Origin of the sequence: Teichococcus coralli (assembly GCF_009829925.1) — a bacterium.
Lineage (GTDB): Bacteria > Pseudomonadota > Alphaproteobacteria > Acetobacterales > Acetobacteraceae > Pseudoroseomonas > Pseudoroseomonas coralli.
On record NZ_SNVJ01000006.1, the window covers coordinates 202,548 to 226,688 of the forward strand.

Annotated in this window: 23 protein-coding genes and 1 pseudogene; 5 read left to right on the top strand and 19 right to left on the bottom strand. The window is 70.7% G+C overall.

What is annotated here, in order from left to right; all coding sequences use genetic code 11:
* Window positions 1-64 precede the first annotated feature (64 nt).
* The 7 genes and pseudogenes from leuD to ffh form a co-directional block, all read right to left on the bottom strand.
* Window positions 65-732, bottom strand: a pseudogene (gene leuD, locus E0493_RS09545) (3-isopropylmalate dehydratase small subunit).
* Between the two features lies 1 nt (window position 733).
* The gene (gene leuC, locus E0493_RS09550; protein WP_160936700.1) at window positions 734-2,149 is read right to left on the bottom strand and encodes a 3-isopropylmalate dehydratase large subunit; all 1,416 of its coding nucleotides are present in this window, start codon (window positions 2,147-2,149) and stop codon (window positions 734-736) included.
* 275 nt (window positions 2,150-2,424) lie between these two features.
* Window positions 2,425-2,793 carry a 50S ribosomal protein L19 gene (gene rplS, locus E0493_RS09555; protein ID WP_160936701.1) on the bottom strand — a complete coding sequence of 123 codons (369 nt, stop codon included), beginning with the start codon at window positions 2,791-2,793 and terminating at the stop codon, window positions 2,425-2,427.
* Between the two features lie 61 nt (window positions 2,794-2,854).
* Window positions 2,855-3,562 (bottom strand): tRNA (guanosine(37)-N1)-methyltransferase TrmD, encoded by a 708-nt coding sequence (gene trmD / locus E0493_RS09560; protein ID WP_160936702.1) that lies wholly within the window; start codon window positions 3,560-3,562, stop codon window positions 2,855-2,857.
* Entirely contained in the window at window positions 3,559-4,173 is a 615-nt protein-coding gene (rimM, locus tag E0493_RS09565) for a ribosome maturation factor RimM (RefSeq protein WP_160936703.1), read from the bottom strand. Before rimM ends, trmD begins: the two co-directional genes overlap by 4 nt.
* Before the next feature lie 29 nt (window positions 4,174-4,202).
* Complete coding sequence (gene rpsP / locus E0493_RS09570; protein WP_160936704.1) at window positions 4,203-4,544, bottom strand: 30S ribosomal protein S16; 342 nt, start codon at window positions 4,542-4,544, stop codon at window positions 4,203-4,205.
* A 31-nt stretch (window positions 4,545-4,575) separates the two neighbouring features.
* On the bottom strand, window positions 4,576-5,979 hold the full coding sequence (ffh, locus tag E0493_RS09575; RefSeq protein ID WP_160936705.1) for a signal recognition particle protein: 1,404 nt from the start codon (window positions 5,977-5,979) through the stop codon (window positions 4,576-4,578).
* Window positions 5,980-6,389: 410 nt separating this feature from the next.
* On the opposite strand from ffh, the gene E0493_RS09580 reads away from it, so the two are divergent.
* Entirely contained in the window at window positions 6,390-8,552 is a 2,163-nt protein-coding gene (locus E0493_RS09580; protein ID WP_160936706.1) for an anthranilate synthase component I, read from the top strand.
* A gap of 267 nt (window positions 8,553-8,819) precedes the next feature.
* Entirely contained in the window at window positions 8,820-9,104 is a 285-nt protein-coding gene (locus tag E0493_RS09585) for a hypothetical protein (protein ID WP_160936707.1), read from the top strand.
* Between the two features lie 9 nt (window positions 9,105-9,113).
* Here E0493_RS09585 and E0493_RS09590 read toward each other — a convergent pair whose 3' ends face one another.
* From E0493_RS09590 to E0493_RS09610, 5 genes are all read right to left on the bottom strand, one after another.
* Complete coding sequence (locus E0493_RS09590) at window positions 9,114-9,527, bottom strand: hypothetical protein (protein WP_160936708.1); 414 nt, start codon at window positions 9,525-9,527, stop codon at window positions 9,114-9,116.
* A gap of 80 nt (window positions 9,528-9,607) precedes the next feature.
* Entirely contained in the window at window positions 9,608-10,876 is a 1,269-nt protein-coding gene (locus tag E0493_RS09595) for a sensor domain-containing phosphodiesterase (RefSeq protein ID WP_160936709.1), read from the bottom strand.
* Window positions 10,877-11,108: 232 nt separating this feature from the next.
* Window positions 11,109-12,509, bottom strand: coding sequence for a M20 family metallopeptidase (locus E0493_RS09600; RefSeq protein WP_160936710.1), 1,401 nt, complete (start codon window positions 12,507-12,509; stop codon window positions 11,109-11,111).
* Between the two features lie 112 nt (window positions 12,510-12,621).
* The gene (locus E0493_RS09605) at window positions 12,622-12,978 is read right to left on the bottom strand and encodes a hypothetical protein (RefSeq protein ID WP_160936711.1); all 357 of its coding nucleotides are present in this window, start codon (window positions 12,976-12,978) and stop codon (window positions 12,622-12,624) included.
* Window positions 12,968-13,618: a glutathione S-transferase C-terminal domain-containing protein gene (locus E0493_RS09610; protein ID WP_235913674.1), complete on the bottom strand. Its 651-nt coding sequence runs from the start codon at window positions 13,616-13,618 to the stop codon at window positions 12,968-12,970. Before E0493_RS09610 ends, E0493_RS09605 begins: the two co-directional genes overlap by 11 nt.
* A 158-nt stretch (window positions 13,619-13,776) precedes the next feature.
* On the opposite strand from E0493_RS09610, the gene E0493_RS09615 reads away from it, so the two are divergent.
* Window positions 13,777-14,229 (top strand): Lrp/AsnC family transcriptional regulator, encoded by a 453-nt coding sequence (locus tag E0493_RS09615; protein ID WP_160936712.1) that lies wholly within the window; start codon window positions 13,777-13,779, stop codon window positions 14,227-14,229.
* A 6-nt stretch (window positions 14,230-14,235) separates the two neighbouring features.
* Here the strand turns inward: E0493_RS09615 and E0493_RS09620 are convergent, their stop codons facing one another.
* From E0493_RS09620 to E0493_RS09640, 5 genes are all read right to left on the bottom strand, one after another.
* Window positions 14,236-15,156 carry a glycosyltransferase family 9 protein gene (locus tag E0493_RS09620; protein ID WP_160936713.1) on the bottom strand — a complete coding sequence of 307 codons (921 nt, stop codon included), beginning with the start codon at window positions 15,154-15,156 and terminating at the stop codon, window positions 14,236-14,238.
* The gene (locus E0493_RS09625; protein ID WP_367614480.1) at window positions 15,153-16,265 is read right to left on the bottom strand and encodes a glycosyltransferase family 4 protein; all 1,113 of its coding nucleotides are present in this window, start codon (window positions 16,263-16,265) and stop codon (window positions 15,153-15,155) included. Before E0493_RS09625 ends, E0493_RS09620 begins: the two co-directional genes overlap by 4 nt.
* Window positions 16,266-16,606: 341 nt before the next feature.
* Window positions 16,607-17,425 (bottom strand): carbohydrate ABC transporter permease, encoded by an 819-nt coding sequence (locus E0493_RS09630; RefSeq protein WP_160936715.1) that lies wholly within the window; start codon window positions 17,423-17,425, stop codon window positions 16,607-16,609.
* Entirely contained in the window at window positions 17,422-18,345 is a 924-nt protein-coding gene (locus tag E0493_RS09635; RefSeq protein WP_160936716.1) for a carbohydrate ABC transporter permease, read from the bottom strand. The genes E0493_RS09630 and E0493_RS09635 overlap by 4 nt, the downstream gene beginning before the upstream one ends.
* Window positions 18,345-19,676, bottom strand: a complete 1,332-nt coding sequence (locus E0493_RS09640; protein WP_160936717.1) for an ABC transporter substrate-binding protein — start codon at window positions 19,674-19,676, stop codon at window positions 18,345-18,347. Before E0493_RS09640 ends, E0493_RS09635 begins: the two co-directional genes overlap by 1 nt.
* Window positions 19,677-19,803: 127 nt before the next feature.
* Here E0493_RS09640 and E0493_RS09645 point away from each other — a divergent pair, with 127 nt between their 5' ends.
* Both E0493_RS09645 and E0493_RS09650 read left to right on the top strand, forming a co-directional pair.
* Window positions 19,804-20,949 (top strand): fumarylacetoacetate hydrolase family protein, encoded by a 1,146-nt coding sequence (locus E0493_RS09645; protein WP_160936718.1) that lies wholly within the window; start codon window positions 19,804-19,806, stop codon window positions 20,947-20,949.
* Entirely contained in the window at window positions 20,946-21,695 is a 750-nt protein-coding gene (locus E0493_RS09650; RefSeq protein ID WP_160936719.1) for an alpha/beta hydrolase, read from the top strand. The genes E0493_RS09645 and E0493_RS09650 overlap by 4 nt, the downstream gene beginning before the upstream one ends.
* Window positions 21,696-21,726: 31 nt before the next feature.
* On the opposite strand, the gene E0493_RS09655 is transcribed toward E0493_RS09650, so the two are convergent.
* Both E0493_RS09655 and E0493_RS09660 read right to left on the bottom strand, forming a co-directional pair.
* Window positions 21,727-22,365 (bottom strand): DUF6766 family protein, encoded by a 639-nt coding sequence (locus E0493_RS09655; protein ID WP_160936720.1) that lies wholly within the window; start codon window positions 22,363-22,365, stop codon window positions 21,727-21,729.
* Window positions 22,366-22,550: 185 nt separating this feature from the next.
* A complete protein-coding gene (locus E0493_RS09660; RefSeq protein WP_202397015.1) occupies window positions 22,551-24,104 on the bottom strand; it encodes a UxaA family hydrolase in 1,554 nt (517 codons plus the stop codon).
* Between the last annotated feature and the right edge of the window lie 37 nt (window positions 24,105-24,141).

A 24,141-nucleotide genomic window follows, 5' to 3' on the forward strand; every position in this document is an offset into this window, starting at 1 on the left:
GTTCGCGGGTCGTCCTTCTTTCCTGGACCGGCCCGCCGGCGGCGGGCCGGGCTTGGTATGGGTCTCAGCGGTACAGCCAGGGCTGCGCCGCGCGCTGCTTGGCCTCGAAGCCGTCGATCGCGGGGGCCTGCTGCAGGGTCTGGCCGATGTCGTCCAGCCCGTTCAGCAGCAGGTGCCGGCGCAGCGGGTCGATCTCGAAGGAGATCTCCTCGCCGTTCGGCCGCACCACCACCTGGCGCTCCAGGTCCACGGTGAGCCGCGCATTGGCGCCGAGCTTCGCATCCTCCATCAGCTGGTCGCACACCGCGCGCGGCAGGCGCACGGGCAGGATGCCGTTCTTGAAGCTGTTGTTGTGGAAGATGTCGGCGAAATCGGGCGCGATGACGCAGCGGATGCCGAAGTCGAGCAGCGCCCAGGGCGCATGCTCGCGCGAGGAGCCGCAGCCGAAGTTCTCGTGCGCGATCAGGATCTCCGCCTGGCGGTAGGGCTCCCGGTTCAGGACGAAGNCTCGTGCGCGATCAGGATCTCCGCCTGGCGGTAGGGCTCCCGGTTCAGGACGAAGTCCGGGTTCTCGCTGCCGTCCTCCTTGTAGCGGAGGTTGGCGAAGAGCGACTTGCCCAGCCCCGTGCGCGCGATGGTCTTGAGGAAGCGCGCGGGGATGATCTTGTCGGTATCGACATTCGCCATCGGCAGCGGCGCGGCGACGCCGGTCAGCTTGGTGAAGGCGTCCATGTCAGCCAATCTCCCGCACGTCGGTCAGCTTGCCGGCGATGGCGGCCGCGGCGGCCATGGCCGGCGAGCAGAGATGCGTGCGCCCGCCCGGCCCCTGCCGGCCCTCGAAGTTCCGGTTGCTGGTGGAGGCGCAGCGCTGCCCGGGCTTCAGCTTGTCCGGGTTCATGCCGAGGCACATCGAGCAGCCGGCCTCGCGCCACTCGAAGCCGGCCTCCTTGAAGACGGCGTCCAGCCCTTCCTGCTCGGCCTGCAGCTTCACCAGGCCGGAGCCCGGCACCACCATGGCGCGCACGCCCTCGGCCACCTTGCGGCCCCGGGCGATGGCGGCGGCGGCGCGCATGTCCTCGATGCGGCTGTTGGTGCAGGAGCCGATGAAGACGACGTCCACCGGCAGCTCGGTCAGCCGCTGCCCCGGCGTCAGGCCCATGTACTCGACCATGCGGCGGAGCTGGGCGCGGCGTGCCTCGTCGGCGGCCTCCTCCGGGTCGGGCACGGTGCCGGTGATCGGCAGCACGTCCTCCGGGCTGGTGCCCCAGGAAACCATCGGCACGATCTCGGCGGCGTCGAGGAACACCTCCTTGTCGAAGACGGCCCCCTCGTCGGTCGGCAGCGTCTTCCACCATTCCACCGCGCGGTCGAAATACTCGCCCTCAGGCGCGAAGGGGCGGCCCTTGACGTATTCGAAGGTGGTCTCGTCCGGCGCGATCATGCCGGCGCGGGCGCCCGCCTCGATCGACATGTTGCAGATCGAGAAGCGGCCGGCCATGTCGAGCGCGCGGATGGTCGAGCCGGCAAATTCGATGACATGCCCGTTGCCGCCGGCGGTGCCGATCTTGCCGATGATGGCCAGCACGATGTCCTTCGCCGTGCAGCCCGCCGGCAGCGTGCCCTCCACCGTCACGCGCATGTTCTTGGCGCGCTTCTGCAGCAGGGTCTGGGTGGCCAGCACGTGCTCGACCTCCGAGGTGCCGATGCCGAAGGCCAGCGCGCCCATGGCGCCATGGGTGGAGGTGTGGCTGTCGCCGCAGACGATGGTCATGCCGGGCAGCGAGAGGCCCTGCTCCGGCCCGATGATGTGCACGATGCCCTGCCGCGCATCGGCCAGCGGGATGTAGGGCACATTGAACTCGGCGACGTTGCGCTCCAGCGTCTCGACCTGCAGCCGGCTCTCGGGGTCCTCGATGCCGGTGAAGCGGGAGGCGTCGGTGGCGATGTTGTGGTCCACCACGGCCATGGTGCCGTCCAGGCGGCGCACCGGGCGCTTCGCCATGCGCAGCCCCTCGAAGGCCTGCGGGCTGGTCACCTCATGCACAAGATGCCGGTCGATGTAGAGAAGCGCGGTGCCGTCCGGGAGCGTCTCGACGACATGGGCGTCCCAGATCTTGTCGAACAGCGTGCGCGGCTTCGTGGCCGACATGGTGCTTTCCTCTGGCAGATGGATCACTCATCCGCGTGGCGACGGGGCTTGGGGCCCGCAACCACACGGGCGTCGCTCTTGGCGTCGCGGAGGGAGGCATCCCCCGGAACCCCTCCGGCCGGGCGCGCGGGGGGAGGCATCCCCCGGGGAGCGCCCCCGGTCTCACATAGCGCCTGGGGAGCTTAATCCCCAGACGGTCCCGGCGCGCCACGGCGCGCCGGCTTCCTGTCAAACCTGCGCAGCGGGAGGAGGCAGGCGCCCCCTCCCCGCCCGGCTCACGCCTTCGGCGCGGCCCGTTCGGCGATGCGGGCGGACTTGCCGGTGCGGCCGCGCAGGTAATACAGCTTCGCGCGGCGAACCTTGCCGCGGCGCAGCACGGCGATCTCGGCGATGTTCGGGCTGTAGAGCGGGAAGACGCGCTCGACGCCCTCGCCGTAGGACAGCTTGCGCACGGTGAAGTTGCTGTGCAGGCCCTTGTTGGAGCGCGCGATCACGACGCCCTCATAGGCCTGGGTGCGGGTGCGCTCGCCCTCGACCACCTTCACCATCACGCGCACCGTGTCACCGGCGGCGAAATCAGGGACGGCGCGGGCCTCGGCGAGGCGGGCGAGCTGCTCGGCGTCGAACTGCTGCAGCAGGTTCATGGTTCAGGTCCTCTCGTCAACTCGTTTAGGCGGCCACGGCCGCCCGTTCAATCCTGTGTTCTCAGCCCGCCGCACGATGCCGGGCCCAGAGGTCCGGCCGCCGCTCGCGCGTCGCCGCCTCCGCCATCTCCCGGCGCCAGCGCGCCACCGCCGCATGGTGGCCGGAGAGCAGCACCTCCGGCACCCGCCGCCCCTGCCACTCCACCGGGCGGGTGTAGTGCGGGTATTCCAGCAGCGGGGCCGCCGCGTCGGAGAAGCTTTCCTCCTCCGCGCTTTCCGCCCCGCCCATCACGCCCGGCAGCAGCCGCACGCAGGCGTCCAGCAGCACCAGCGCCGCGGGCTCGCCGCCCGACAGCACGAAGTCGCCCACCGAGACCTCGCGCATCCCGCGCGCCTCGATCACCCGCTGGTCCAGCCCCTCGTAGCGGCCGCAGACCAGGATCACCCCCGGCCCCGCCGCCAGCTCCCGCACCAGCGCCTGCTCCAGCGGGCGCCCGCGCGGGGTGAGATAGACCAGCGGCCGCGCCACTCCGCCCTCCAGGGCGGCGGCGCAGGCGGCGTCCACCACGTCCGGCCGCATCACCATCCCGGCGCCGCCGCCGCAGGGCGTGTCGTCCACCGAGCGGTGCCTGTCCGTCGCGAAGTCGCGGATCTGCAGCGTGTCCAGGCTCCACCGCCCCTCGCGCAGCGCGCGCCCGGCCAGCGAATGGCCGAGCGGCCCCGGGAACATCTCGGGGAACAGCGTCAGGGCGGTGGCGCGCCAGGTCACGCGGCACCTCCGCGCACCCCGCGCGGACCGATGCGCTTCGGCGCGTCCTGCCGGCGCGGCAGCGGATGCACGGGCTCCGGCGGCGCCGCCTCGGAAGCGGCCTCGCCGCCCTCCTCCGGCCGCACCACCACATCCTCCGGCAGTTCCACCACGACATGGCCGGCCGCCACATCCACCACGGGCACCACGGCCTTGGTGAAGGGCAGCAGCGTCTCCCGCCCCTGCTCGTCGATGACGGTCAGGAAGGCGCCGGCGCCGAAGTCGTCCACCGTCCGCACCTCACCGAGCACCCGCCCCTCCGCATCGCGGACGGCGAGGCCGATCAGGTCGGCGAGGTAGAACTCCTCCGCCTCCGGCTGCGGCAGCTTCTCGCGTGGCAGGTAGAGCCGCGTGCCGGTCAGCTTCGCGGCGGCGTCACGGTCGGCGATGCCCTCGATGCGCGCCAGCCCGTTGCCCAGCCATTGCAGCGCGAACGCCTTGCCGCGCTCGTCCGCGAGCGGGCCATAGGCGGCGATGTCCGCGGGCTCGGCGGTGAAGGACTGGACGCGGACCAGGCCGCGCACACCGTGCGGCCTGCCGATCTCCCCCACCAGGATGCGGTCCTTGGGCATGACGGGTCAGTGCGCTCGCCGGGCTCCGCTCAGCCGGCCGCCGCGGCGGCGGCGGCGGCGCGGTCCTGCGCCTTCTTCTTCGGCGCGGACTGCTTCGGCTGCTCGCGATAGGTCGGCATCGGCGCCAGCTCGGCCTTGCCGAGGAACTTCGCCACGCGGTCGGTCGCCACGGCACCGTTGCTCAGCCAATGCTTGATGCGCTCGTCCTGCAGGCGGATGCGCTCGGCATGGTCGGAGGGCAGCATCGGGTTGTAGCTGCCGACCTTCTCGATGAAGCGGCCGTCGCGCGGGGAGCGGCTGTCGGCCACCACGATGTGGTAGTAGGGGCGCTTCTTGGCACCGGCGCGCGCGAGACGGATCTTCAGGGCCATAATCGGTTCCTTGGTTAGGCTGTCAGGTTGATCAGAAGGGGCGCTTGCCGCCGCCCCCGCCACCGGGGAGAAGCGCGCCGAGCCCGCCGCGCATCAGCCCCTTCTGGCCGAGCTTGTTCATCCGCTTCATCATCACGGACATGTCGTCGAACTGCTTCAGCAGCCGGTTGACTTCCTGCACCGTGGTGCCCGAGCCCAGCGCGATGCGGCGCTTGCGCGACGCCTTCAGGATCTCGGGGCTGCGGCGCTCCTTCGGCGTCATGCTGCCGATGATGGCGGCCTGGCGCTTCAGGATGGAATTGTCGAGATTGGCCCCCTCAAGCTGGGACTTCAGCTTGCCGATGCCCGGCAGCATGCCCAGGATGCCCGAGAGCGAGCCCATCTTGTTGATCTGCTTGAGCTGCGCCGCGTAGTCCTCCAGGTCGAACTGACCCTTCTGCATCTTCGCGGCGAGCTTCTCCGCCTCGGCCTTGTCGATCGTCTCGGCGGCGCGCTCGACGAGCGAGACGATGTCGCCCATGCCGAGGATGCGGCCGGCGATGCGGTCCGGGTGGAAGTCCTCCAGCGCGTCCAGCTTCTCGCCGGCGCCCAGCAGCTTGATCGGCGCGCCCGTCACCGCCCGCATGGAAAGCGCCGCGCCACCGCGCGCGTCGCCATCCACGCGCGTCATGACGATGCCGGTGACGCCGACCCGCTCGTTGAAGGAGCGCGCGGTGTTCACCGCGTCCTGGCCGGTCATGGCGTCCACCACCAGCAGGCTCTCATGCGGCTTCGTCGCGGCCTTCACGGCGGCGACCTCGGCCATCAGCTCCTCGTCGATCGAGAGGCGGCCGGCGGTGTCGAGGATGACGACGTCGTAGAGCTCGCCGCGCGCCACCTGCATGGCCCGCGCCGCGATCTCCAGCGGCGACTGACCCTTGACGATCGGCAGGCTGGTGACGCCGGCCTGCTTCGCCAGCGTCTCCAGCTGGAGCTGCGCCGCCGGGCGCTGCACGTCCAGGCTGGCCAGCAGGACCTTCTTCCTGTCCCGCGTCCGCAGCCGCAGCGCGATCTTGCCCGAGGTGGTGGTCTTGCCCGAGCCCTGCAGGCCGATCATCAGGATGGCCACCGGCGGCGCCGCGTTCAGGCTGAGGCCGGGGACGTGCTCCACGCCGTCCGTCCCAGGGGCCCCGCCGCCGAGCGCCTCGACCAGGCAGTCGTTGACGATCTTGATGACCTGCTGCGCCGGGGAGACGGATCGGATGACCTCCTGCCCCACCGAGCGCTCGCGCACCTTGTTGACGATGTCCTTGACGACGGGCAACGCCACGTCGGCCTCGAGCAGCGCGATGCGGACCTCCCGCAGCGCCTCCGACACGTCCGCCTCCGACAGCGCGCCGCGGCGGCGCAGCCGGTCAAAGACCCCGTTCAGCTTGCCCGACAAAGCCTCGAACATCGTGGCCGCGCCGTCCTTTCATGCGGGCTGACACCCGCCCAAAACAAAACGCGCCGCTGCGCGAGCCTTCGCGGAGCGACGGAGCCGGACCTCCCCTGAGGCACCGACCATCGGAACCTGGGCCTGACCCAGGTCGGCGCGATGTAGGCGATGGCGCGTCGAGGGTCAAGCGTCGCGGTGCTTTCGCGCCCGGCTGGGAGCCCGGCACGAATCCGCTTGCCGGCCTGTCGCCGGGCGGTCTATGGATCATCCCATGAACACGCGAATTCCTCCTCAAGGTTGGTGGTGGCCGCTCTCCTAAGGCGGCCCGCGTTTCCTGTTTTCACGGCCGCCACGGAGTTCCGGGCGGCTTTTTTTGACCCTGCAGCCGATCGTCCCGGACCCCGTGGCAGCCCAGCCCGGAGTTCCCGATGCAGACGACCTACCGAACCGAAGGCGGCCTGACGATCCATCGTGAGGTGCTGGAGGCGGATGGCTCCCACAGCGTCGCCGCCCTTGCCCGCCGGCTGGACCGGCAGCGCGGCGTGCTGCTCTCCTCCTCCTTCGAGTTCCCGGGCCGCTACACCCGCTGGGACCTAGGCTTCTCCGACCCGCCGCTGATGCTCGCCGCCCGCGGCCGCGACGTCACGCTGCGCGCCCTGAACGAGCGCGGCACGCTGCTGCTCGCCGCCATCGCCCCCGCCCTGCGCGCCATGCCCGAGCTGGCCGGGCTGGAGGCCGGCACCGACCACATCGCCCTGCAGGTGAAGGCGCCCGAGGGCCGCTTCGCCGAGGAGGAGCGCTCCCGCCAGCCTTCCGTCTTTTCCGTGCTGCGCGCGCTGCGCGACCTGTTCGGCAGCACAGAGGACCCGCATCTCGGCCTCTACGGTGCCTTCGGCTATGACCTGGTCTTCCAGTTCGAGCCCATGCCGCTGCGCCTGCCCCGCGCCGCCGACCAGCGCGACCTCGTCCTCTACCTGCCGGACGAGATCATGGTGGTGGACCACATGCGCGGCGCGGCCATGCTGCACCGCTATGACTTCAGCTTCGCGGGCCGTTCCACCGCCGGCATGTCCCGCGAAACGCCGGCCGATGGCTTCCGTCCGGGCAGCGGCGCCACTCCACCCGAAAGCGACTATGGCCCCGGCGAGTACGCCGCCATGGTCGAGCGCGCCCGGAAGGCGTTCGAGCGCGGTGACCTTTTCGAGGTGGTGCTGGGCCAGACCTTCGCCACCACCTGCGCCGACGCCCCGAGCGAGGTCTTCGACCGCCTGCGCCGGGTGAACCCCTCCCCCTATGGCGCGCTGATGAACCTCGGCGAGGGCGAGTTCCTGATCGCCGCCTCGCCTGAGATGTTCGTGCGCGTCGAGAACAAGCGCATCGAGACCTGCCCGATCAGCGGCACCATCAGGCGCGGCCGCGACGCGCTGGAGGACGCCGCCAACATCCGCACCCTGCTCAACTCCACCAAGGAGGAGAGCGAGCTGACCATGTGCACCGACGTGGACCGCAACGACAAGGCGCGCGTCTGCGTCCCCGGCACGGTGAAGGTGATCGGCCGGCGGCAGATCGAGATGTATTCCCGCCTGATCCACACGGTGGACCATGTGGAGGGCACGCTGCTGCCGGAGATGGACGCGCTGGACGGCTTCCTCTCCCATGCCTGGGCGGTGACGGTGACCGGCGCGCCCAAGACCTGGGCGATCCGCCATGTCGAGGCCGAGGAGCGCTCCGCCCGCCGCTGGTATGGCGGCGCCATCGGGCGCATGACCTTCGACGGCAACATGAACACCGGCCTCACCCTGCGCACCATCCGCCTGAAGGAGGGCGTGGCCGAGGTGCGGGCCGGCGCCACTCTGCTGCATGACAGCGAGCCGGCGGCGGAGGAGGCGGAATGCCGCCTGAAGGCCAGCGCCATGTTCGCCGCCATCCGCGGCGAGGTGCCGGGCGCGGCAACAGCCGGCGCGGCGCCGCGCCCGGCCGTCTCCGCCCTGCAGGTGCTGCTGGTGGACCATGAGGACAGCTTCGTCCACACCTTGGCCAGCTACTTCCGCGCCGCCGGCGCAACCGTCCGTACCCTGCGGCCCGACCTCGCCCGCGAGGAGCTGCGGCGCGGCGCGGCGGTGGACCTGGTGCTGCTCTCCCCCGGCCCTGGCCGCCCCTCCGACTTCGCCATGTCCGAGACGCTGGACCTGGTGGTGAAGCGCGGCCTGCCGGCCTTCGGCGTCTGCCTCGGCCTGCAGGGCATGGTGGAGCATTTCGGCGGCGCGCTGGACATCCTGCCACTGCCGATGCACGGCAAGCCCTCTCCGATCCGCAACCTGGGCGGCCGCTTGCTGGACGGCCTGCCGGAGCAGTTCAGCGTCGGCCGCTACCACTCCCTGCATGCGCGGCGCGTGGCGCTGCCGCGGGATCTGATCGCCACCGCTGAAACCGAGGACGGCGTCATCATGGCCGTCGAGCACCGGAGCCTGCCGCTCTCGGCCGTGCAGTTCCATCCAGAGTCGCTGATGACCGATCCGGCCCAGATCGGCATGCCGCTGATCAGAGGTCTCCTGACCCGGCTCGCGGCCACGCCCGCCGCCGCCGAGTAGGGCGATTTCACTTCCGCGTCAGCAGAGAGGGGCAGCACCCACCCTCTCTGTTCGCCGGACCAGGTCACGCTTGGTACCGGGCATGGCGAAGCCTTTGACGGCGGCCAATTTTTGCCTGTTCTCGCGCCTTTTGAGACCATGCCTGGGAGCATGCCGGGCCCGACGCCCTCCCGCCCCTGTGAGTTGATCGGGACCAAGAAGAGATAAACCCTCTTGTACTGAGGCTTGGCTTCCAGGCCGCCCCCAAATCCCCCGTGGACAACCGTTATGAACGCAGCCGCGCCTGCTCGTGCCCTTACCCCTGCGCCCTATGAGGGCGCCTTTCTGCACACCCCCCGCGCGGCTGACCGCTGGCCGTTGCTGATTTTCCGCTGGGGAGGCTTCGAGGCCGAGATCGATGGGCCGTTCGCCGGTTTCGTCCGCATTGGCAGGCTGGAAACCTATAGCCGCTGGGAAGCCGTGAGCGTCTGGCGCTGGCAGCGCGAGCCGGGGGCGCTGGAGATCGGCTTCGGGCGGTACCACGTCACCATCTCCCGCAGCCCCGAGGCCTAGGCCTTCGCATCAGCGGCAGCCGGGCGCGCTCAGCCAGCCCAGTTCCCGCCCGGCCGCATCGGACACCTGCCTCGCGGCGGCGCAGGGGCGCTCCAGGGTGAACCGGCGCTCATCCTCACCGGGAAGGGGTGGCGCCGCCCCAAGGGGCTTGAGGCTTTCGCGCCGTGCCGGCTGCCCGGGCGGCGCGAGTTCGGCAATGCACTCCAGCCGCTCACCATCGGCCCGCTCCAGCCGCACGAGCGCCCGGCCATGGTTCATCGGCAGCGCGGCGCTGGCGGCGCTACCGGCCTCTCCCTGCAGGCATGCCACCATGGCGGGCGCCAGCTTGGGCAGGAAGCGGGTCCAGCCCTCATCCTGCGCAAGCGCGGGAAAGGCGGCGGCGGAAAGCAGCAGGGCAAGGCGAAGGCGAGGCGCGGCAGGCATGATCGGCGGCTCTCCAGGAGAACGTTGTTTCGTCAGGCTTCAAGGGTGGCCAGCCTTCACCCGGCCGCCCGGCCTCACGATCAGCAGCTCTCGCGGGGCTGAAGGCAGGTCCGGTCCAGGATCGCCTCGCCCGGCCGGCCGAGCAGATAGCCCTGCACCAGATCGCAGCCCTCCCGCTGCAGAAAGGCGAGCTGTTCCTGGTCCTCGACCCCTTCGACGCAAACCGTCATGCCCAGTTCGCGGCCGAGCCGCAAGGTGGCGCGCAACACCACTTCCGCCCGAGGCTCCTGTCCGAGGCGGCGAAGGAAGCGGCGGTCGATCTTCAGCACGTCAAAGGGAAACCGCTCCAGGTAGCCGAGCGAGGAGTAGCCGGTGCCGAAATCGTCCAGCGCGACCCGCACGCCGAGCGACCGCAGCGCCTGGATCTTGCCCAGCGCACAATCCGGACTGTCGATCAGCACGCCTTCCGTGATCTCGATCATCAGGCGGTCCGCCGGAAGGCCGCTGCGCGCCAGTTCCTGTTCCACGAGATGCGGCAGGGTCGCCCCCGCCTGGCGGACCCAGTCGGCGGAGAAGTTCACCGAAACCCGCGCCGGGAGCGGCCAGGCAGCGGCCTCCGCGCAGGCCTTGCGGAGCATCGCCTTGTCGATGCGGCCGACCAGCCCGTCCTGCTCCGCCAGGGGAATGAAGCGGTCCGGCGGCACGATCCCGTGCCGGGGCCGCTGCCACCGCGCCAGGGCCTCGTAGCCATGGATGCGCAGGCTTCGGGCCTCGACGATCGGCTGCCAGTTGAGGAACAGCGCATCGTTCGCCACGGCCAGCCGCAGGTCCCGCATCAACGCCTGACGCTCCTGCCAGCGGCTCTGGTGCTCCGCAACCAGGCCCTCCACCTCGCGGGCAAGCTCGCGCAACACGCTTTCCTGCCCGGGAGAGAGGTGCCCTGGGCGGTGGTCCAGCACGCAGAGTGCTCCGAGCGGGAACCCGCCCGGCGAGCGGATCGGCTTGCCGGCATAGAAGCGCAGCCCCAGCTCGCCGCCCGCCAGGGGAAGCGCGGCGAAACGGGGATCTTTCTGCGCATCGGTCACCACCAGCACCTCGTCGGGCCGGCGCAGCGCCGTGTCGCAGAAGGAAGCCTCGCGCGGGATGAATCCACGCAGCTCCGGGCTGCCGAAGCGGATGATCTGCCGGCCCGCCTCGAGCAACGTGACGGCGGAGAGCGGACGCTCGAGCAGTTGCGCCGCGCGGCCCGCCGCATCCTCGATCCGCGGATCCGGCAACCCCTCCATCAGGCCCGTCGCCTCCAGGGCTGCGAGGCGTGCCTGCTCGCCGGCCGGTATGGAGGTCGGCATTAGATGGGGTTCCTTGCCTGAGCCAAAATAAAGGGAACAGCCCAGGCGCTGCGGGGCTCCACAGCGGAGGAGATCATCACCGTTACCGAGCCTGCTTCATCGTCGAAAAAGTCAACGTCCTGAAAGGCAAAGTAGCGCGGATTTGAACAATAACCCAGAAAATTTATCACGAAGGCACAAACTCGCCTGCGCCGGCAGGGCTAACGCCCGACCCTGCCGGCGCCAGGCCGGCTCAGCGCCCCGGTGTGCCCGATTCGCCGAGGTCCCACCACATGCCGGCGAATCCCGCGATGCCCTCCCGCGCCGGGGCGACCAGCAGATGCTCGTCAGGCCCATGCTGCTTGCAGCCGTTGTAGCTGTGCGGCACCCAGACCAGCGGCACGCCGAGATGGTCCACGAAGACGTCGCCGGGCAGGCCGCCGCTGCTGTTGGGGATGATCTGCACCCGGCGGCCGAGGCTGCGCTCCATGCTGGCCTGCGCCCAGCGCACCCAGGGATGGTCCGGCGCGGTGCGGCTGGCCGGCATGCGGATCCCGGCGTTCTCGATCCGCACCAGGCTCAAGCCGTGTGCGTCCAGGTGCTGGCGCAGCGCGCTCTCGAACTGCGCCGGGTCGCTGTCCACGGTGTAGCGGATCTGGCAGTGTGCCCGCGCATCGGGTGCCACGGCATTGACCGGATTGGCCGGAACGCCGCTGGTCATCGCCAGCACGATGAAGCTGTTCCAGCCATAGATCTTCTCGGCGGAGGTCAGGCCGGGCTCGCCCCAGCCCTCGTCGATGCTCGCGGCACCGTCGCCGCCGCCCACCGGGCAGCCCTCCAGCACCGCGCGCACCGCGGCGGGCACCGCCCCGCCGGCCGGCAGCCAGTTGCGCACCAGGATCTTGCCGTCGCGGTCCATGATGGTGGAAAGCGCGTGCGCCAGCACCACCGCCGGATCCGCGGTCAGCCCGCCCCAGTGGCCCGAATGCACTCCGCCCTCGCGCAGCCGCACGGCCAGGTCGAAATGGAAGGTGCCGCGGGTGCCGGTGGCGATGGTCGGCATCTCGGGCGTCACGCGCGGCCCGTCGGAGGCGATCAGCACGTCGGCCGCCAGCGCCTCCGCCTGCCGCGCCACAAAGCTGCGCAGCCCCTTGCTGCCACGCTCCTCGGCCATCTCCAGCACCAGCTTCACGTTGAAGCCCAGCTTGCCGCCGCGCTCGGCCAGCACGGCCTCCAGGGCGGCGATGTTCAGCGCGTGCTGCCCCTTGTTGTCGGCGGTGCCGCGCCCGTACCACCGGTCGCCGCGATCGGTCAGCGCCCAGGGCGAGAGCCCTTCCGACCACTGGGCATCGAGCCCTGCCACCGTATCGCCATGCCCGTAAAGCAGCACGGTCGGGCGCGCCGGGTCCTCGATGCGGGTCGCCGTCAGGATCGGCCCGAAGCCGGGCTCCGGGTTCGCGTGCTGGCTGATGCTGAAGCCGAGCCGCTCCAGCCAGGGGCGGATCGCCGTCTCCAGGTAGCGGCCGAGCGCCTCGGCATGCCGTTCCTCCTGCGAGGTGGAGGGGATCGCCACCAGCCTCGCCAGGAGATCGCGGAAGCCGCCGCGGTCGAAGAATTCCAGTGCGCGCCCGATTGCGCCTTCGCGTGTGGCCATGCGGCTCCTCCTTCTCCCGTTCCCCCGCCGCTCCACCGGGCGGCGCCCCTCGCAGAAAGGCGGCGGCAGAATGAGGCCGTGCCGGGGCGGCGTCGAGAGGGGGAGCAGGCGCTCAGCGGGTGCGGACGGGTCCGGAGCCGGAACCGCTGCCGCCACCTGCCACGCCGGCCCCCAGCAGCGCGCCCGCCGCCATCGGCAGGATCAGGCCGAGCGGAGCGGCCAGGCCCTGCCCGCCCGCCGGCAACTGCAGCGGCGCGGGCCCCTCGTCCAGAAACGCCTCCGCCAGGGCGGAAGGCGGCCGCACCAGGCGTGGCTGCACCTGGCCGCGCGGCGCGACAACCACGCCCGCCTCGGCCGGGACCGACAGGCTGCGCAGCTGCGCGCGCGCGCCGCCGGCGGACAGCAGCGCCGCGGCGCCCAGCAGCGCCGCCATCCAGGCCCGCGCACGGCGGCGGCGGTCATCCGACATGAAGCATCTCCGGCTGGACGTGACGGAAGGCGGGCAGGGTCATGCTGGCGGCCTCGGCGGCCAGCAGGCGCGGAAAGGCGAGGTGAACGCCGAGCTGACGGGCTGCCTGAAGCTGGGGAACCAGGCAGGCATCCGCGAGGCTCGGCGCCTCCCCGAAGCAGAAGGGGCCGGTGGTGTCGCGCAGCATCGCCTCGCAGGCATCCAGCCGCTCCGCGCTCATCCGCCGCGCCCAGCCCTGCGCCTGCCCCTCGGAAACGCCGGCGGCCCAGAGGCGGCCTTGCCCGCGAGCGATGTCGAAGGGCTGCACGTCCCCTGCGACGGTCAGCGCGAAGGCCCGCACCCGCGCGCGGGTCAGCGGGTCCGGCGGCAGCAGGGGCGGGCTGGGCCAGATCTCCTCGAGCCATTCTAGGATGGCGATGGGATGCGTCATCACCGTGCCGTCGGCGAGCTCGAGGGCTGGCAGCATGGCGGGTGCCGCGGGAAGCGCCTCGCCGGGCAAACGGCGCCAGATGTCCGGCAAGGGGCGCAGCGCCTCCTGCACCGTCAGCCCCTTGAGGGCCAGGGCCACGCGCACCTGCTGGGTTGCCGAAGATTGGGAATAGCCGTGCAACCGCATCACATGATCCTCAAGCACGAACATGTTACAACTCTATCACTTTGTCAAGGACAAGCGAGGATTTTCGCTCCATGGTTGTATAAACACCCGCGCCAGCGCTGGTGTCGCGTTCCGTCGGCCACTCTTCTCGGCACGGCGTGATCGTTTCAGCGAGCTCTCCACTCCCGTTTCAAAGGACCGCAATGGACCAAACCGACCGTCGGATCCTCCGTACGCTGGCGCGCAACGCTCGCGTCACCAATGCCGAGCTGGCGGAGCAGGCGGGAATCTCGCCCTCGCCCTGCTGGACGCGGGTGCGCCGGCTGGAGCAGGCGGGAGTGATCGAAGGTTATGTGGCGCTGCTCAGCCAGGCGGCGCTCGGCCTGCCGGACACGATCTTTGTCGAGATCATGATGGAGAAGCATGACGAAGCCGTCCTCACGCGCTTCGAACAGGCGGTGCAGGACATGCCCGAGATTCTGGAATGCCATCTCACCACCGGGGAATACGACTACCTCGTGAAGGCAGCGGTCAGCGGCACGGCAGGCTATGAGGCGTTGCTGCGGGAAAAGCTGTACCGATTGCCCGGCGTGCGCCACACCCGCACCGCCTTCGCGCTACGCTGCCTGAAGCGCAACCTTTCCCCCCTGCCCTGAGAGGCGTCAGCGTCCGGACAGGAGGTCCTCCAGCGCGCGCCGCACCGCATCGCCCGGCAATTCCGCGAGGGGCATGTGCCGCAGCACGGCCACCGCCGGCCCGCGTGGCGCGCAAAGCCCGGGATTGCTGGCATCGCCGAACAGCGCAAGGGTCGGGCAGCCGGCGGCGGCGGCAAAATGCGTCGGGCCGGTGTCGTTGCCGATGGCGAAAGCGGCACGTCGCGCCAGGGCGCCGATCTGCAGCAGGTCGGTGCGCCCGGTGAGATCCAGGGTCGCCGGGGCGGCCTGCCGGATCGCCTCGGCGAGGGGCTGCTCCCCCTTGCCGCCCAGCACCACGGCCGGGCAATCGAGCCGGGCTGCCAGGGCCGCATAGCGCTCCGCCGGCCATCGCTTGCCGGGATGCGCCGGCGAGGCGCCGGGGATCAGCAGCCCGAAGCGCGGCGGCAGGCCGAAGGCCGAAAGGTCGCCCTCCAGCCAGGCCATATCCGGTGCAGGAAACTCGGTGATGCCGGCGATGCGCAGTTGTTCGCGCTGCCGCTCAACCGTGTGCATGCCATCGCGCGCCGGATCGTCGTGGCGGTGGCTGGCGCCAGGAGCGATGCCGGACCATTCCGGCCGGTTTCCTGTCAGCCAGCGGTAGCGCGAGGAGCGACCGGAGGTCTGCAGGTCATAGATGCGGTTGAAGCCGGAAAGGCGCAGCTTCCGTGCCAGGCGCCACACCGCCGGCAGGTCGCCCCAGGAAGGGCGCCCATCCTCCCAGACCTGATCGAACCAGGGGGCGCGGCGGGCCAGCGGGGCGAAGGGCCGCGTGGTCAGCAGGGTGATCTCGGCCTGCGGATGGTGCGCCCGGATGGCGGCGAAAGGTCCGAAGGCCTGGATGAAGTCGCCCAGCGCCGAAAGCTTGATGACCAGGATGCGCTGCGTCACGCCAGCAGTTCCCGATAGACGGCGAGCGTCGCGCGCTGCATCGCCGCGGTGGTATACTCGGCCCGCACCATGGCCTGGGCGCGCCGACCGATCGCGGCGCGTTCCGCCGCCGGCAAGGCCAGTGCGCGCGTGATGGCGGCGGCCAGCGCAGCCGGGTCGGCGGGCGGCACGCGCCAGCCGGTCTCGCCTTCCCGCACCGTCTCGCGCGGGGCGCCGAGGTCGGCGGCGATCACCGGCCGGGCCATGGCCTGCGCCTCGACGATGGTGCGGCCGAAGGCTTCCGCATCGGTTGAGCAGTGCAGGGCCAGGTCGGCCAGCAGAAAGGCGGCCGGCAGGTCGTCGCTGTGGCCGGGCATGGCGACGTCGCCGGCGAGGCCAAGGCTTTCCGCCTGCCGGCGCAGGTCCTCCGCGAAGGCGCCGCGCCCGGCCTCGCCGAGCAGCAGCGCGAAGGGGCGCGGCGCCGGCAGGCGTGCCAGGGCCTCCAGCAGCACGCCCTGCCCTTTCCAGCGCGTCAGGCGGCCGGCCAGCAGCAGGACGGGGCGCCCTTCCGGCACGCCCCAGGCGGCGCGCAGCGTGGCCACCCGCTCCGGCGGCACGGCTGCCGGATCGAAGGTGCCGATGTCCACGCCCCGCGGGATCACCCGGATGCGCGCCGCGTCGGTGCCATGCCGCGCCTGGATCAACTCGGCGATGAAGCGGCTGATGGCGATGACGCGCTCTCCACGCGCCATCACCGAGTTGTAGAACCGCTTGCCCGGAAAGCCCTCGTTGTAGGTGCCATGGTAGGTGGTGACGAAGCGCGCGCCCGTGCGCCGCGCCGCCAGCAGCGCCGACCAGGCGGGGAAGCGGCTGCGGGCATGGACGACGCGCACCCCCTCGGCGCGCACCAGGCGCTCCAGCGCGGCGGCGTTGCGCACCAGCGCGGCGGGAGACTTCCTGTCCAGCGGCAAGGAAACATGCTGCCCTCCCAGCCGCTCCAGCCCCGGCACGAGGCGCCCGCCGGCCGAGGCGACGAGCGGCCGGAACCCGGCTTCAGCCAGGGCGCTGGCGATTTCGAGCGTGCCGCGCTCCACGCCGCCCGCGTTCAGCGCGGGGAGGACTTGCAGCACGGCGGGGCGTTCCTGGATGGGCATGGCGATGCGCCATAGCGCCTGGATGCGCCGCTGTCAGCCGCCCGCCCCAAACTCGCCGGCGGCATCATGCCTTGGCCGGATCGCCGCGCTTCCCCTGCGCCCCACCCTCCTCGGCGCCTCGCTGCCGCGCATGCCGGCGCCCGGCTGGCGCGCCTCGCGATTCCGGACCTTCGCCGTGCATCCAGGCGCCGGCGCATCTTCATGCGGCCCTGCCGCGGGAACTGGCTTCGCTCAGGCGAAGGGCGGAGTTCCGGGGGTAACAGCGTCACCTCCCGGAACGGAGGCCCGCGACGGAAGCGGCGCCTCCTCGGCCCGCCTCAGCCGCCCTTCACCCCGCCCGTGGTCAGCCCGGCGATGATCTGCTTCTGCGCGAGGAGCGTCAGCAGCAGCACCGGCAGGGTGACAAGCAGCGCCGCGGCGGCGAGCGGACCCCAGGATATCTGCTCAAAGGTGAGCATGTTGTTCACAGCGACCGGAAGGGTGCGTGTTTCGCGTCCTGCCAGCACCACGGCGAAGATGAAGTTGTTCCAGGAGAAGATGAAGGAGAGGATGACCGCCACCGTGATGCCCGGCCGCGCCAGCGGAAATGCCACGTGGCGGAAGGCCTGCCAGATGGTGGCGCCGTCCACCAGCGCCGCCTCCTCCAGCTCGCCGGGAAGCCCCTCGAAGAAGCCGATCATGACCCAGACCACAATGGGCACGGTGATGACGAGATGGGTGACGACGATCGGCACCAGCGTGCCGGTCAGCCCGAGCCACTGGAACAGCAGGAAAAGCGGGATGAGGTAGGAGAGCCCCGGCGTGATGCGCGCGATCAGGATGACCATGGCCGCCCGTGTCGCCCGCATCTTGGCGATGCCGTAACCGGCCGGCACGCCGATCAGGATGGCCAGCGCCGTGGCCGAGAAGGACACGACGACGCTGTTCCAGGTGTAGAGCAGGAAGTCGTTGCGGGCGAAAACGGCGGCGAAGTTCTCCAGCACCGGCGGGTCGGGGATGAAGACCGGCGGCCAGGCGGTGTTGTCCAGCTCCGTCTTCAGCGAGAGCGAGAGCATCCAGAGAAACACCAGCGCCGCCGGCGAGACCAGCACCAGCACGGCCAGCGCGAAGCCGACCCGTTCCAGCAGCCGCCTCATGCGTTCCTCACCCGGTTGCGGGTCCAGAGCAGCAGCGCCGCAAGCGAGACGATCAGCGCGAAGAACACCACCACCACCGCGCTGGCATAGCCCATGTTGTAGTAGGCGAAGCCCTGCAGGTAGAGGAAGATGTTGATGGTCTCGCTGCTCGTTCCCGGGCCGCCCTGGGTGATGACGTAGATGGTGTCGAAGGCCTTCAACGCGTCAATGGTGCGGATGATCAGCGCCACCACGATGAAGGGCATCAGCAGCGGCAGCGTGATGTGGCGGAAGGCCTGCCAGGCGCTGGCGCCGTCGATCTTCGCCGCCTCGTAGGGGTCCACCGGCAGCGAGGCGAGGCCGCCGAGCACGATCAGCATGACCAGCGGCGTCCAGTGCCAGACCTCGACGATGACAAGGGTCGGGATCACCGTGCTGGCGTCATAGACCCACATGCTGGGCGGCAGGCCCACCTGCGTCAGCAGCCAGTTCAGCACGCCGAGCTGCGGGTGGAACATCATGGTCCAGACCAGCGCCACGGCCACGGGCGTCGCCATCATCGGCAGGATGAAGACGGTGCGTGCCAGGCCGCGCAGCGGGAAGCGGCGGTTGAACACCAGCGCGGCGGCGGTGCCGAACAGCATCGGCAGCACCACCGCAAGCGCGGTGAAATAGAGCGTCCGCACCACCGACCACAGGAAGCGTTCGTCGGTGAACAGCTTGCGGTAGTTCTCGAAGCCGACATAGAGGCGGCCGCCGCCGACCTTCCAGTCATGCACCGACATGAACAGGGTGAAGGCCCAGGGGAACAGGATCACGCCAAGCACCACCACGCCCGCCGGCACGATGAACCAGCCGTAGCGGCGCGCGTAGTTGCGGCGGCGGCCCGCCCCGGCCGCCGCCGCGGCGCCGCCGGGCAGCGCGGCGGCGGGATGGCCCATCAGGTGCCGCGCTCCGACTGCTCCAGCACCGGCCGGAAAGCCTCGGTGGCGCGCTTCAGCTCGGCGGCCGGGTCGGCGCCGCCCACCATGTTGGTCAGCGCCGCGCCGATGGTGTCGCGGAACTCGGTGACGGGCACGATCTCCGGCAGGCCTGGGCGGGCGATGCGGGCGCTTTCCACCAGCGTCTCGAAGAACTCGCGCGGGAAGCGGCTCTCCTTGATCGCCTCCTCGTTGCGGAAGGGGCTGCTGCGGGCGGGCGCCCCCGCGCCGGAGGTGAGGAAGCGCAGCTGGTTCGTCTTGTTGACCGCCCATTGCACGTAGTACCAGGCCGGCCCCTTGCGGCTGCTCTGCTCGCTGATGCCGAGGCCGGTGCCGAACAGGCAGCAATTGTGGTGCGCCGGGCCCGCCGGCACCACGGCATAGCCCACCTTCCCCGCCACGCGGGAGCGCGCCTTGTCCTCCAGCGGCGCGGCGAAGCCCACGCCGTCGATCCAGAAGGCGGCGCGGCCCTGCATGAAGGTGGTCTGGCACTCGTTCCAGTTGAAGCCGATGCTGCCGGGCGGCGCGCAGTCCCGCATCAGCTTCTGGTACATCTGGCCGGCCCAGACGGCATCCGGCGTGTCGGTCAGCAGCTTCATGTCGGGGCTGACCGTGTCCTGCTGCTGCGTGCCGAGCAGGAAGGAGGACCAGAGCACCACATTGGCGTTGCGCAGGCCGCGGCCGACGAAGCCGTATTGCTGCTTGGAGGGGTCGGTCAGCGCCTTGGCGGCGGTGTAGAGCTCCTCGAAGGTCTTGGGCACGGCGATGTTCTTCGCCGCCAGCAGGTCCTTGTTGTAGTAGAGGATGAAGTAGTCGGTGAACTCGGGAAGCGTGTCCATCCGCCCGTCCGCCTGGGTGGAGTAGGCCACGGCACCCTTGCCGAAGTCCCCGAAGTCGAAGTCCGGCGCGGTCAGCGTGGCGTCCTGGATCATCGGACGCAGGTCGGTGCACCACTTCGCCCGGCCGACCTGCCGCTTGTTCACGTGCAGGCTGATGCCGACCACGTCGAAGGAGGGCCGCCCCGAGGCGAACTCGATGACGAACTTCTGCCGGTGCTGCTGCTCGGGGATCTGCTCGGCCCCGACCTTGATGCCGGTGAGTTCCTCGAATTCCGGCTGGTGCCTCAGCAGCAGGGCGGAGCGCGGATTGGCGGTGAGGCTGGCCTCCACCTTCTCGCCCTTGAAGCGCTTCCAGTCGAAGGCCTGCTGGGCGCCGACGCGCTCCACCAGGGCCGGGGCCGCCAGCAGGCCGGCAGCCACGCGCAACGTGGTGCGCCGCGTGATCTCGGACATCGTCTGCACTCCCAAGCGCCGGGCTTCGCCGGCTTGTTCCGCTATGCTTCCATTCTCGCGCCCTGGATGGCAAGCGGGATCGGTTGGGGCTAGGACGGGAGAAACACGCCGCCATGGAGGAAACCGCATGAGCACCCTCTCCACCGCCCTGCCCGCGGATTGGCGCGAGGGGCACTTCGCCCTCCGCGTCGAGGGCGCCGAGGGCCCGCAGGCGGTCGCGCTCGCCAAGGGCCGCGCCTTCGACATGACGCCGGCCTTCGGCACCGTCAGCGCCTGGCTGAACGCCGAGGAGCCGCTGGGCGCCATCGCGGCGCGCGGCGAGCCGCTTTCGCTCGACGCGGAGGCCCTGCTGGCCGGCACCGACCCCGCCCGCCTGCTGGCGCCCTTCGACCTGCAGGCGCTGAAGGCCTGCGGCGTGACCTATGCCCGCTCCATGCTGGAGCGCGTGATCGAGGAGCGCTGCCGCGGCGACGCCACCCAGGCGGAGGCGATCCGCGCCGAGGTGCGCGGCATCATCGGCGACGAGCTTTCGGCGCTCCGCCCCGGCAGCCCCGAGGCCATGGCGCTGAAGCAGAACCTCGTCGCCCGCGGCTGGTGGAGCCAGTACCTGGAGGTCGGCATCGGCCCGGATGCCGAGATCTTCACCAAGGCCCAGCCGCTCTCGGCCGTCGGCGGCGGGGCGCGCGTCGGTATCCACCCGTCCAGCGCCTGGAACAACCCGGAGCCCGAGGTGGTGCTGGCGATCGACGCCCGGGGCCGCATCCTTGGCGCCGCGCTCGGCAACGACGTCAACCTGCGCGACGTCGAGGGCCGCTCCGCCCTGCTGCTCGGCCGCGCCAAGGACAACAACGCCGCCTGCGCCATCGGCCCGGCCATCCGCCTGTTCGACGAGGGCTTCACCCTGGAGGACATCCGCGCCGCCGAGATCCGCCTGACCATCGAGGGGCCGGAAGGCTTCCGGCTTGAGGAGAGCGGCAAGGTCGGTGCCATCAGCCGCGACCCGACCGAGATCGTGGACCAGGCCGTCAACCCGCACCACCAGTACCCGGACGGGCTGGCGCTGTTCCTCGGCACCCCCTTCTCGCCGTCCAAGGATCGCGACGCGCCGGGCAGGGGCTTCACCCACCACGTCGGCGACGTGGTGAGCATCGCCAGCGAGCGCCTCGGCGCCCTGGTGAACACGGTGGACCGCACGGATTCCTGCCCGCCCTGGCGCTTCGGCATCGGCGCGCTGATGCGCAACCTCGCGCAGCGCGGCCTGCCGCGCGCATGAGCGCCGAGGAGTTCGGCCGCCTCGATCGCGGCGACGGCACCCACCTCGCCTGGGCGCGCCTGCCCGGGCGAGGGCCCACCACCGTCTTCCTGGCCGGCTTCCGCTCGGACATGGAGGGCAGCAAGGCCACCGCGCTGCGTGACCTCTGCGCCGCCGAGGGCCGCGCCTTCCTGCGCTTCGACTATTCCGGCCATGGCGCTTCCGGGGGGCGTTTCGAGGAGGGCTGCATCGGCGAATGGGCGATGGACGCCGCCACCGCCATCGAGAAGCTGACCGAGGGGCCGCTGGTGCTGGTCGGCTCCTCGATGGGCGGCTGGATCTCGCTGCTGCTGCTGCGCCGCATGGCCGCGCGGGTCGCCGCCTTGATCGGCATCGCCCCCGCGCCCGACTTCACCGAGCGGCTGATGTGGCCGGCGCTCACCGAGGCGCATCGCGAGGCCATCCTGCGCGACGGCATGGTGCTGGTGGAAAGCCCCTATGGCCCGCCCGTGCCGCTGACCCGCAAGCTGTTCGAGGATGGCCGCAACCAGCTCGTCCTGAACGCGCCGATCCCCTTCGCCGGCCCGGTCCGCATCCTGCAGGGCATGCGGGACAACGAGGTGCCCTGGCAATACGCGCCGGAGATCGCCCAGCGGCTCGAAGCGCCGGATGTGCGCGTCACCCTGGTGAAGGAGGGCGACCACCGCCTGGCGCGGGACGAGGATCTCGCCCTGTTGCGGCGGACCGTGGCGGAGCTGCTGGCCTGACCGGCGCGCGGAGCATCGGCCGGCCCGGCGCTCACCTGTTGGTCTCGCCGGTTTCCTCGTCGCTCGCCCCGACCGGCTTGGATTCCGGCGAGTTCTCCTGCCGCAGGTAGACGCCGAGGATCAGAAAGCTCCCCATGGCGAAGAACTCCGCCTGCCAGGTCTGCAGCGTCGCGAACCACAGGTCGGCGGAGACCAGGAACTCCGCCATCGCCAGCGGCGGCTCGCCGAGGCGGGCGCGGTTCGCGTTGTAGACCGCTGCCTCGGCAAGGACGAAGCCGGCGAAGGACAGCACGAACATCCCCAGGAAGGCGAGCGAGAGGGAGTTGGCATAGGTCCAGGAGCGGCTGCGGCCAAACCAGCGGAGCCGGTCCGGGCGCCTCTTGGCCTGCGCGCCCTCGGTCTCGCGGGAATGCGGTGCGCCCTTCTGCCGCAGGAAGACCGCCAGCACGATCAGCGCGAAGAGTTGCAGCAGCGCGGCCTGCCAGTTGCTGAACACGCCTTTCAGGAAATTGGCGTCCAGCAGGTAGGCGAGCTGGCTGCCGGAATGCGACTGGCCGGCAGGATCCTCCGCCTGCAGCGCATACCCGGCGATCGCCTGGCCGATGATGCAGGCCAGGAACAGCGCCAGGAACGCCAGCGACAGACTGTTGTCCTTCAGGAACTTCCACATGGGCCGCGCCTGACCTCCCCTTCGCGGACAAAGGGAGCGCCGGACACCGCGCTGAGGCTCCGCCAGTCACCGTTATCGCCGCATGGGAGAAAGCAGCAACGCGGCACCGGGTTGCGGCGCCGCGCGGCTCGCGAAAAGCCCGGAAAAGGGGGCGCCGGCCGCCGCCCTCCCCTCCGGTCAAGCCTTCAACCCGTGATGCCGATGATCCAGGGCGCGAACTCGTGCTTGCCGACGCCCAGGTCCTCGCTCTTGGTCTGCTCCCCCGAGGCGATGCGCAGGATCACCTCGAAGATGCGCTGTCCCATCTCCTGCAGGCTCGCCGTGCCGTCCAGGATCTCGCCGCAGTTGATGTCCATGTCCTCCTCCAGCCGCCGGTACATGGGCGTGTTGGTCGCCAGCTTGATCGAGGGCACCGGCTTCGAGCCGAACATCGAGCCGCGGCCGGTGGTGAAGCAGATGACGTTGGCGCCGCCGGCGATCTGCCCGGTGGCGGAAACCGGGTCGAAGCCCGGGCTGTCCATGAAGACGAAGCCCTTGGTCGTCACCGGCTCGGCATACTTGTAGACGTCCATCAGCGGCCCGGTGCCGCCCTTCATCGAGGCTCCGAGCGACTTCTCGAAGATGTTGGCCAGGCCGCCCGCCTGGTTGCCCGGGCTGACCACGCCGTTGATCTGCGTGTCGCGCCCGAGGGCGTACTCGTCCTTCCACCAGCGGATGCGCTCGATCAGCTTGTCGCCGATCGCCTGGCTGGCGGCGCGCCGCGTCAGCGTGTGCTCGACGCCGTAGATCTCCGGCGTCTCCGACAGGATCGCCGTGCCGCCGTGCCGCGTCAGGATGTCCATGGCATGGCCGAGGGCCGGGTTCGCCGTGATCGAGGAGAAGCCGTCCGAGCCGCCGCATTGCAGGCCGACCATGATGTGCTCGGCCGAGCAGGGCTCGCGCGTCACGGCATTGGCCTCGGCCAGCATCTCCTTCACCATGGCGATGCCCGCCTCGATGCTTTTCCGGGTGCCGCCCATCTCCTGCATGCTGTAGTGGCGCAGGTGCGGGCCGCCCTGCAGCCCCTGCTCGGCCATCAGCCCGGCGATCTGGTTGCGCTCGCAGCCCAGCCCGATCACCAGCACGCCGGCGATGTTGGGGTGCCGGATATAGCCGGCCAGCGTCCGCCGCAGCAGTTGCATCGGCTCGCCGGAAAGCTCCATGCCGCAGCCGGTCTGGTGCGTGAAGGCGGCCACGCCGTCCACGTTCGGGTATTCGGCGAGCCGCTCGGCGGTGAAGTGGTCGGCGATGTTCTGCACCACCGTCGCCGAGCAGTTCACCGTCGAGACGATGCCGATGTAGTTGCGCGTCGCGACGCGCCCGTCGGCGCGCTTGATGCCCATGAAGGTGGCGCGCTGCTCCGGCGGCAGCACGGCCAGCGGCTCGTAGTCGGCGCCGATGGCGTAGTCGCGGTCGAACTCGGTGAAGGCGATGTTGTGGCCGTGCAGCATGGTGCCGGCCGGCATGTCGTCCGCCGCGAAGCCGATCGTCACGTTGTACTTCAGGATCGGCTCGCCCTTGCGCAGGTGCCGGGTGGCGATCTTGTAGCCCGGCTGCACCGCCTCCCGCGCCAGGATGTTCTCGCCGGGGATGGAGGTGCCCGCCTCCACCGGAATCCGCGCCACCACCACGTTGTCGTTGGGGTGCAGGCGGATCACGGGGCCGTTCAGGCGCTTGGCGGAAAGGTCGATGATCGACATGGCGGCAGGTTTCCTTGGCCGTTCTTCAGGAGGCGTT

Excerpts from the sequence above, each read along its gene's own strand:
- leuC (WP_160936700.1), bottom strand. The coding sequence starts at position 2,149 with ATGTCGGCCACGAAGCCGCGCACGCTGTTCGACAAGATCTGGGACGCC.
- rplS (WP_160936701.1), bottom strand. The coding sequence starts at position 2,793 with ATGAACCTGCTGCAGCAGTTCGACGCCGAGCAGCTCGCCCGCCTCGCC.
- rimM (WP_160936703.1), bottom strand. The coding sequence starts at position 4,173 with ATGCCCAAGGACCGCATCCTGGTGGGGGAGATCGGCAGGCCGCACGGT.
- rpsP (WP_160936704.1), bottom strand. The coding sequence starts at position 4,544 with ATGGCCCTGAAGATCCGTCTCGCGCGCGCCGGTGCCAAGAAGCGCCCC.
- ffh (WP_160936705.1), bottom strand. The coding sequence starts at position 5,979 with ATGTTCGAGGCTTTGTCGGGCAAGCTGAACGGGGTCTTTGACCGGCTG.
- E0493_RS09580 (WP_160936706.1), top strand. The coding sequence starts at position 6,390 with ATGCAGACGACCTACCGAACCGAAGGCGGCCTGACGATCCATCGTGAG.
- E0493_RS09585 (WP_160936707.1), top strand. The coding sequence starts at position 8,820 with ATGAACGCAGCCGCGCCTGCTCGTGCCCTTACCCCTGCGCCCTATGAG.
- E0493_RS09590 (WP_160936708.1), bottom strand. The coding sequence starts at position 9,527 with ATGCCTGCCGCGCCTCGCCTTCGCCTTGCCCTGCTGCTTTCCGCCGCC.
- E0493_RS09595 (WP_160936709.1), bottom strand. The coding sequence starts at position 10,876 with ATGCCGACCTCCATACCGGCCGGCGAGCAGGCACGCCTCGCAGCCCTG.
- E0493_RS09600 (WP_160936710.1), bottom strand. The coding sequence starts at position 12,509 with ATGGCCACACGCGAAGGCGCAATCGGGCGCGCACTGGAATTCTTCGAC.
- E0493_RS09605 (WP_160936711.1), bottom strand. The coding sequence starts at position 12,978 with ATGTCGGATGACCGCCGCCGCCGTGCGCGGGCCTGGATGGCGGCGCTG.
- E0493_RS09610 (WP_235913674.1), bottom strand. The coding sequence starts at position 13,618 with ATGTTCGTGCTTGAGGATCATGTGATGCGGTTGCACGGCTATTCCCAA.
- E0493_RS09615 (WP_160936712.1), top strand. The coding sequence starts at position 13,777 with ATGGACCAAACCGACCGTCGGATCCTCCGTACGCTGGCGCGCAACGCT.
- E0493_RS09630 (WP_160936715.1), bottom strand. The coding sequence starts at position 17,425 with ATGAGGCGGCTGCTGGAACGGGTCGGCTTCGCGCTGGCCGTGCTGGTG.
- E0493_RS09635 (WP_160936716.1), bottom strand. The coding sequence starts at position 18,345 with ATGGGCCATCCCGCCGCCGCGCTGCCCGGCGGCGCCGCGGCGGCGGCC.
- E0493_RS09640 (WP_160936717.1), bottom strand. The coding sequence starts at position 19,676 with ATGTCCGAGATCACGCGGCGCACCACGTTGCGCGTGGCTGCCGGCCTG.
- E0493_RS09645 (WP_160936718.1), top strand. The coding sequence starts at position 19,804 with ATGAGCACCCTCTCCACCGCCCTGCCCGCGGATTGGCGCGAGGGGCAC.
- E0493_RS09650 (WP_160936719.1), top strand. The coding sequence starts at position 20,946 with ATGAGCGCCGAGGAGTTCGGCCGCCTCGATCGCGGCGACGGCACCCAC.
- E0493_RS09655 (WP_160936720.1), bottom strand. The coding sequence starts at position 22,365 with ATGTGGAAGTTCCTGAAGGACAACAGTCTGTCGCTGGCGTTCCTGGCG.
- E0493_RS09660 (WP_202397015.1), bottom strand. The coding sequence starts at position 24,104 with ATGTCGATCATCGACCTTTCCGCCAAGCGCCTGAACGGCCCCGTGATC.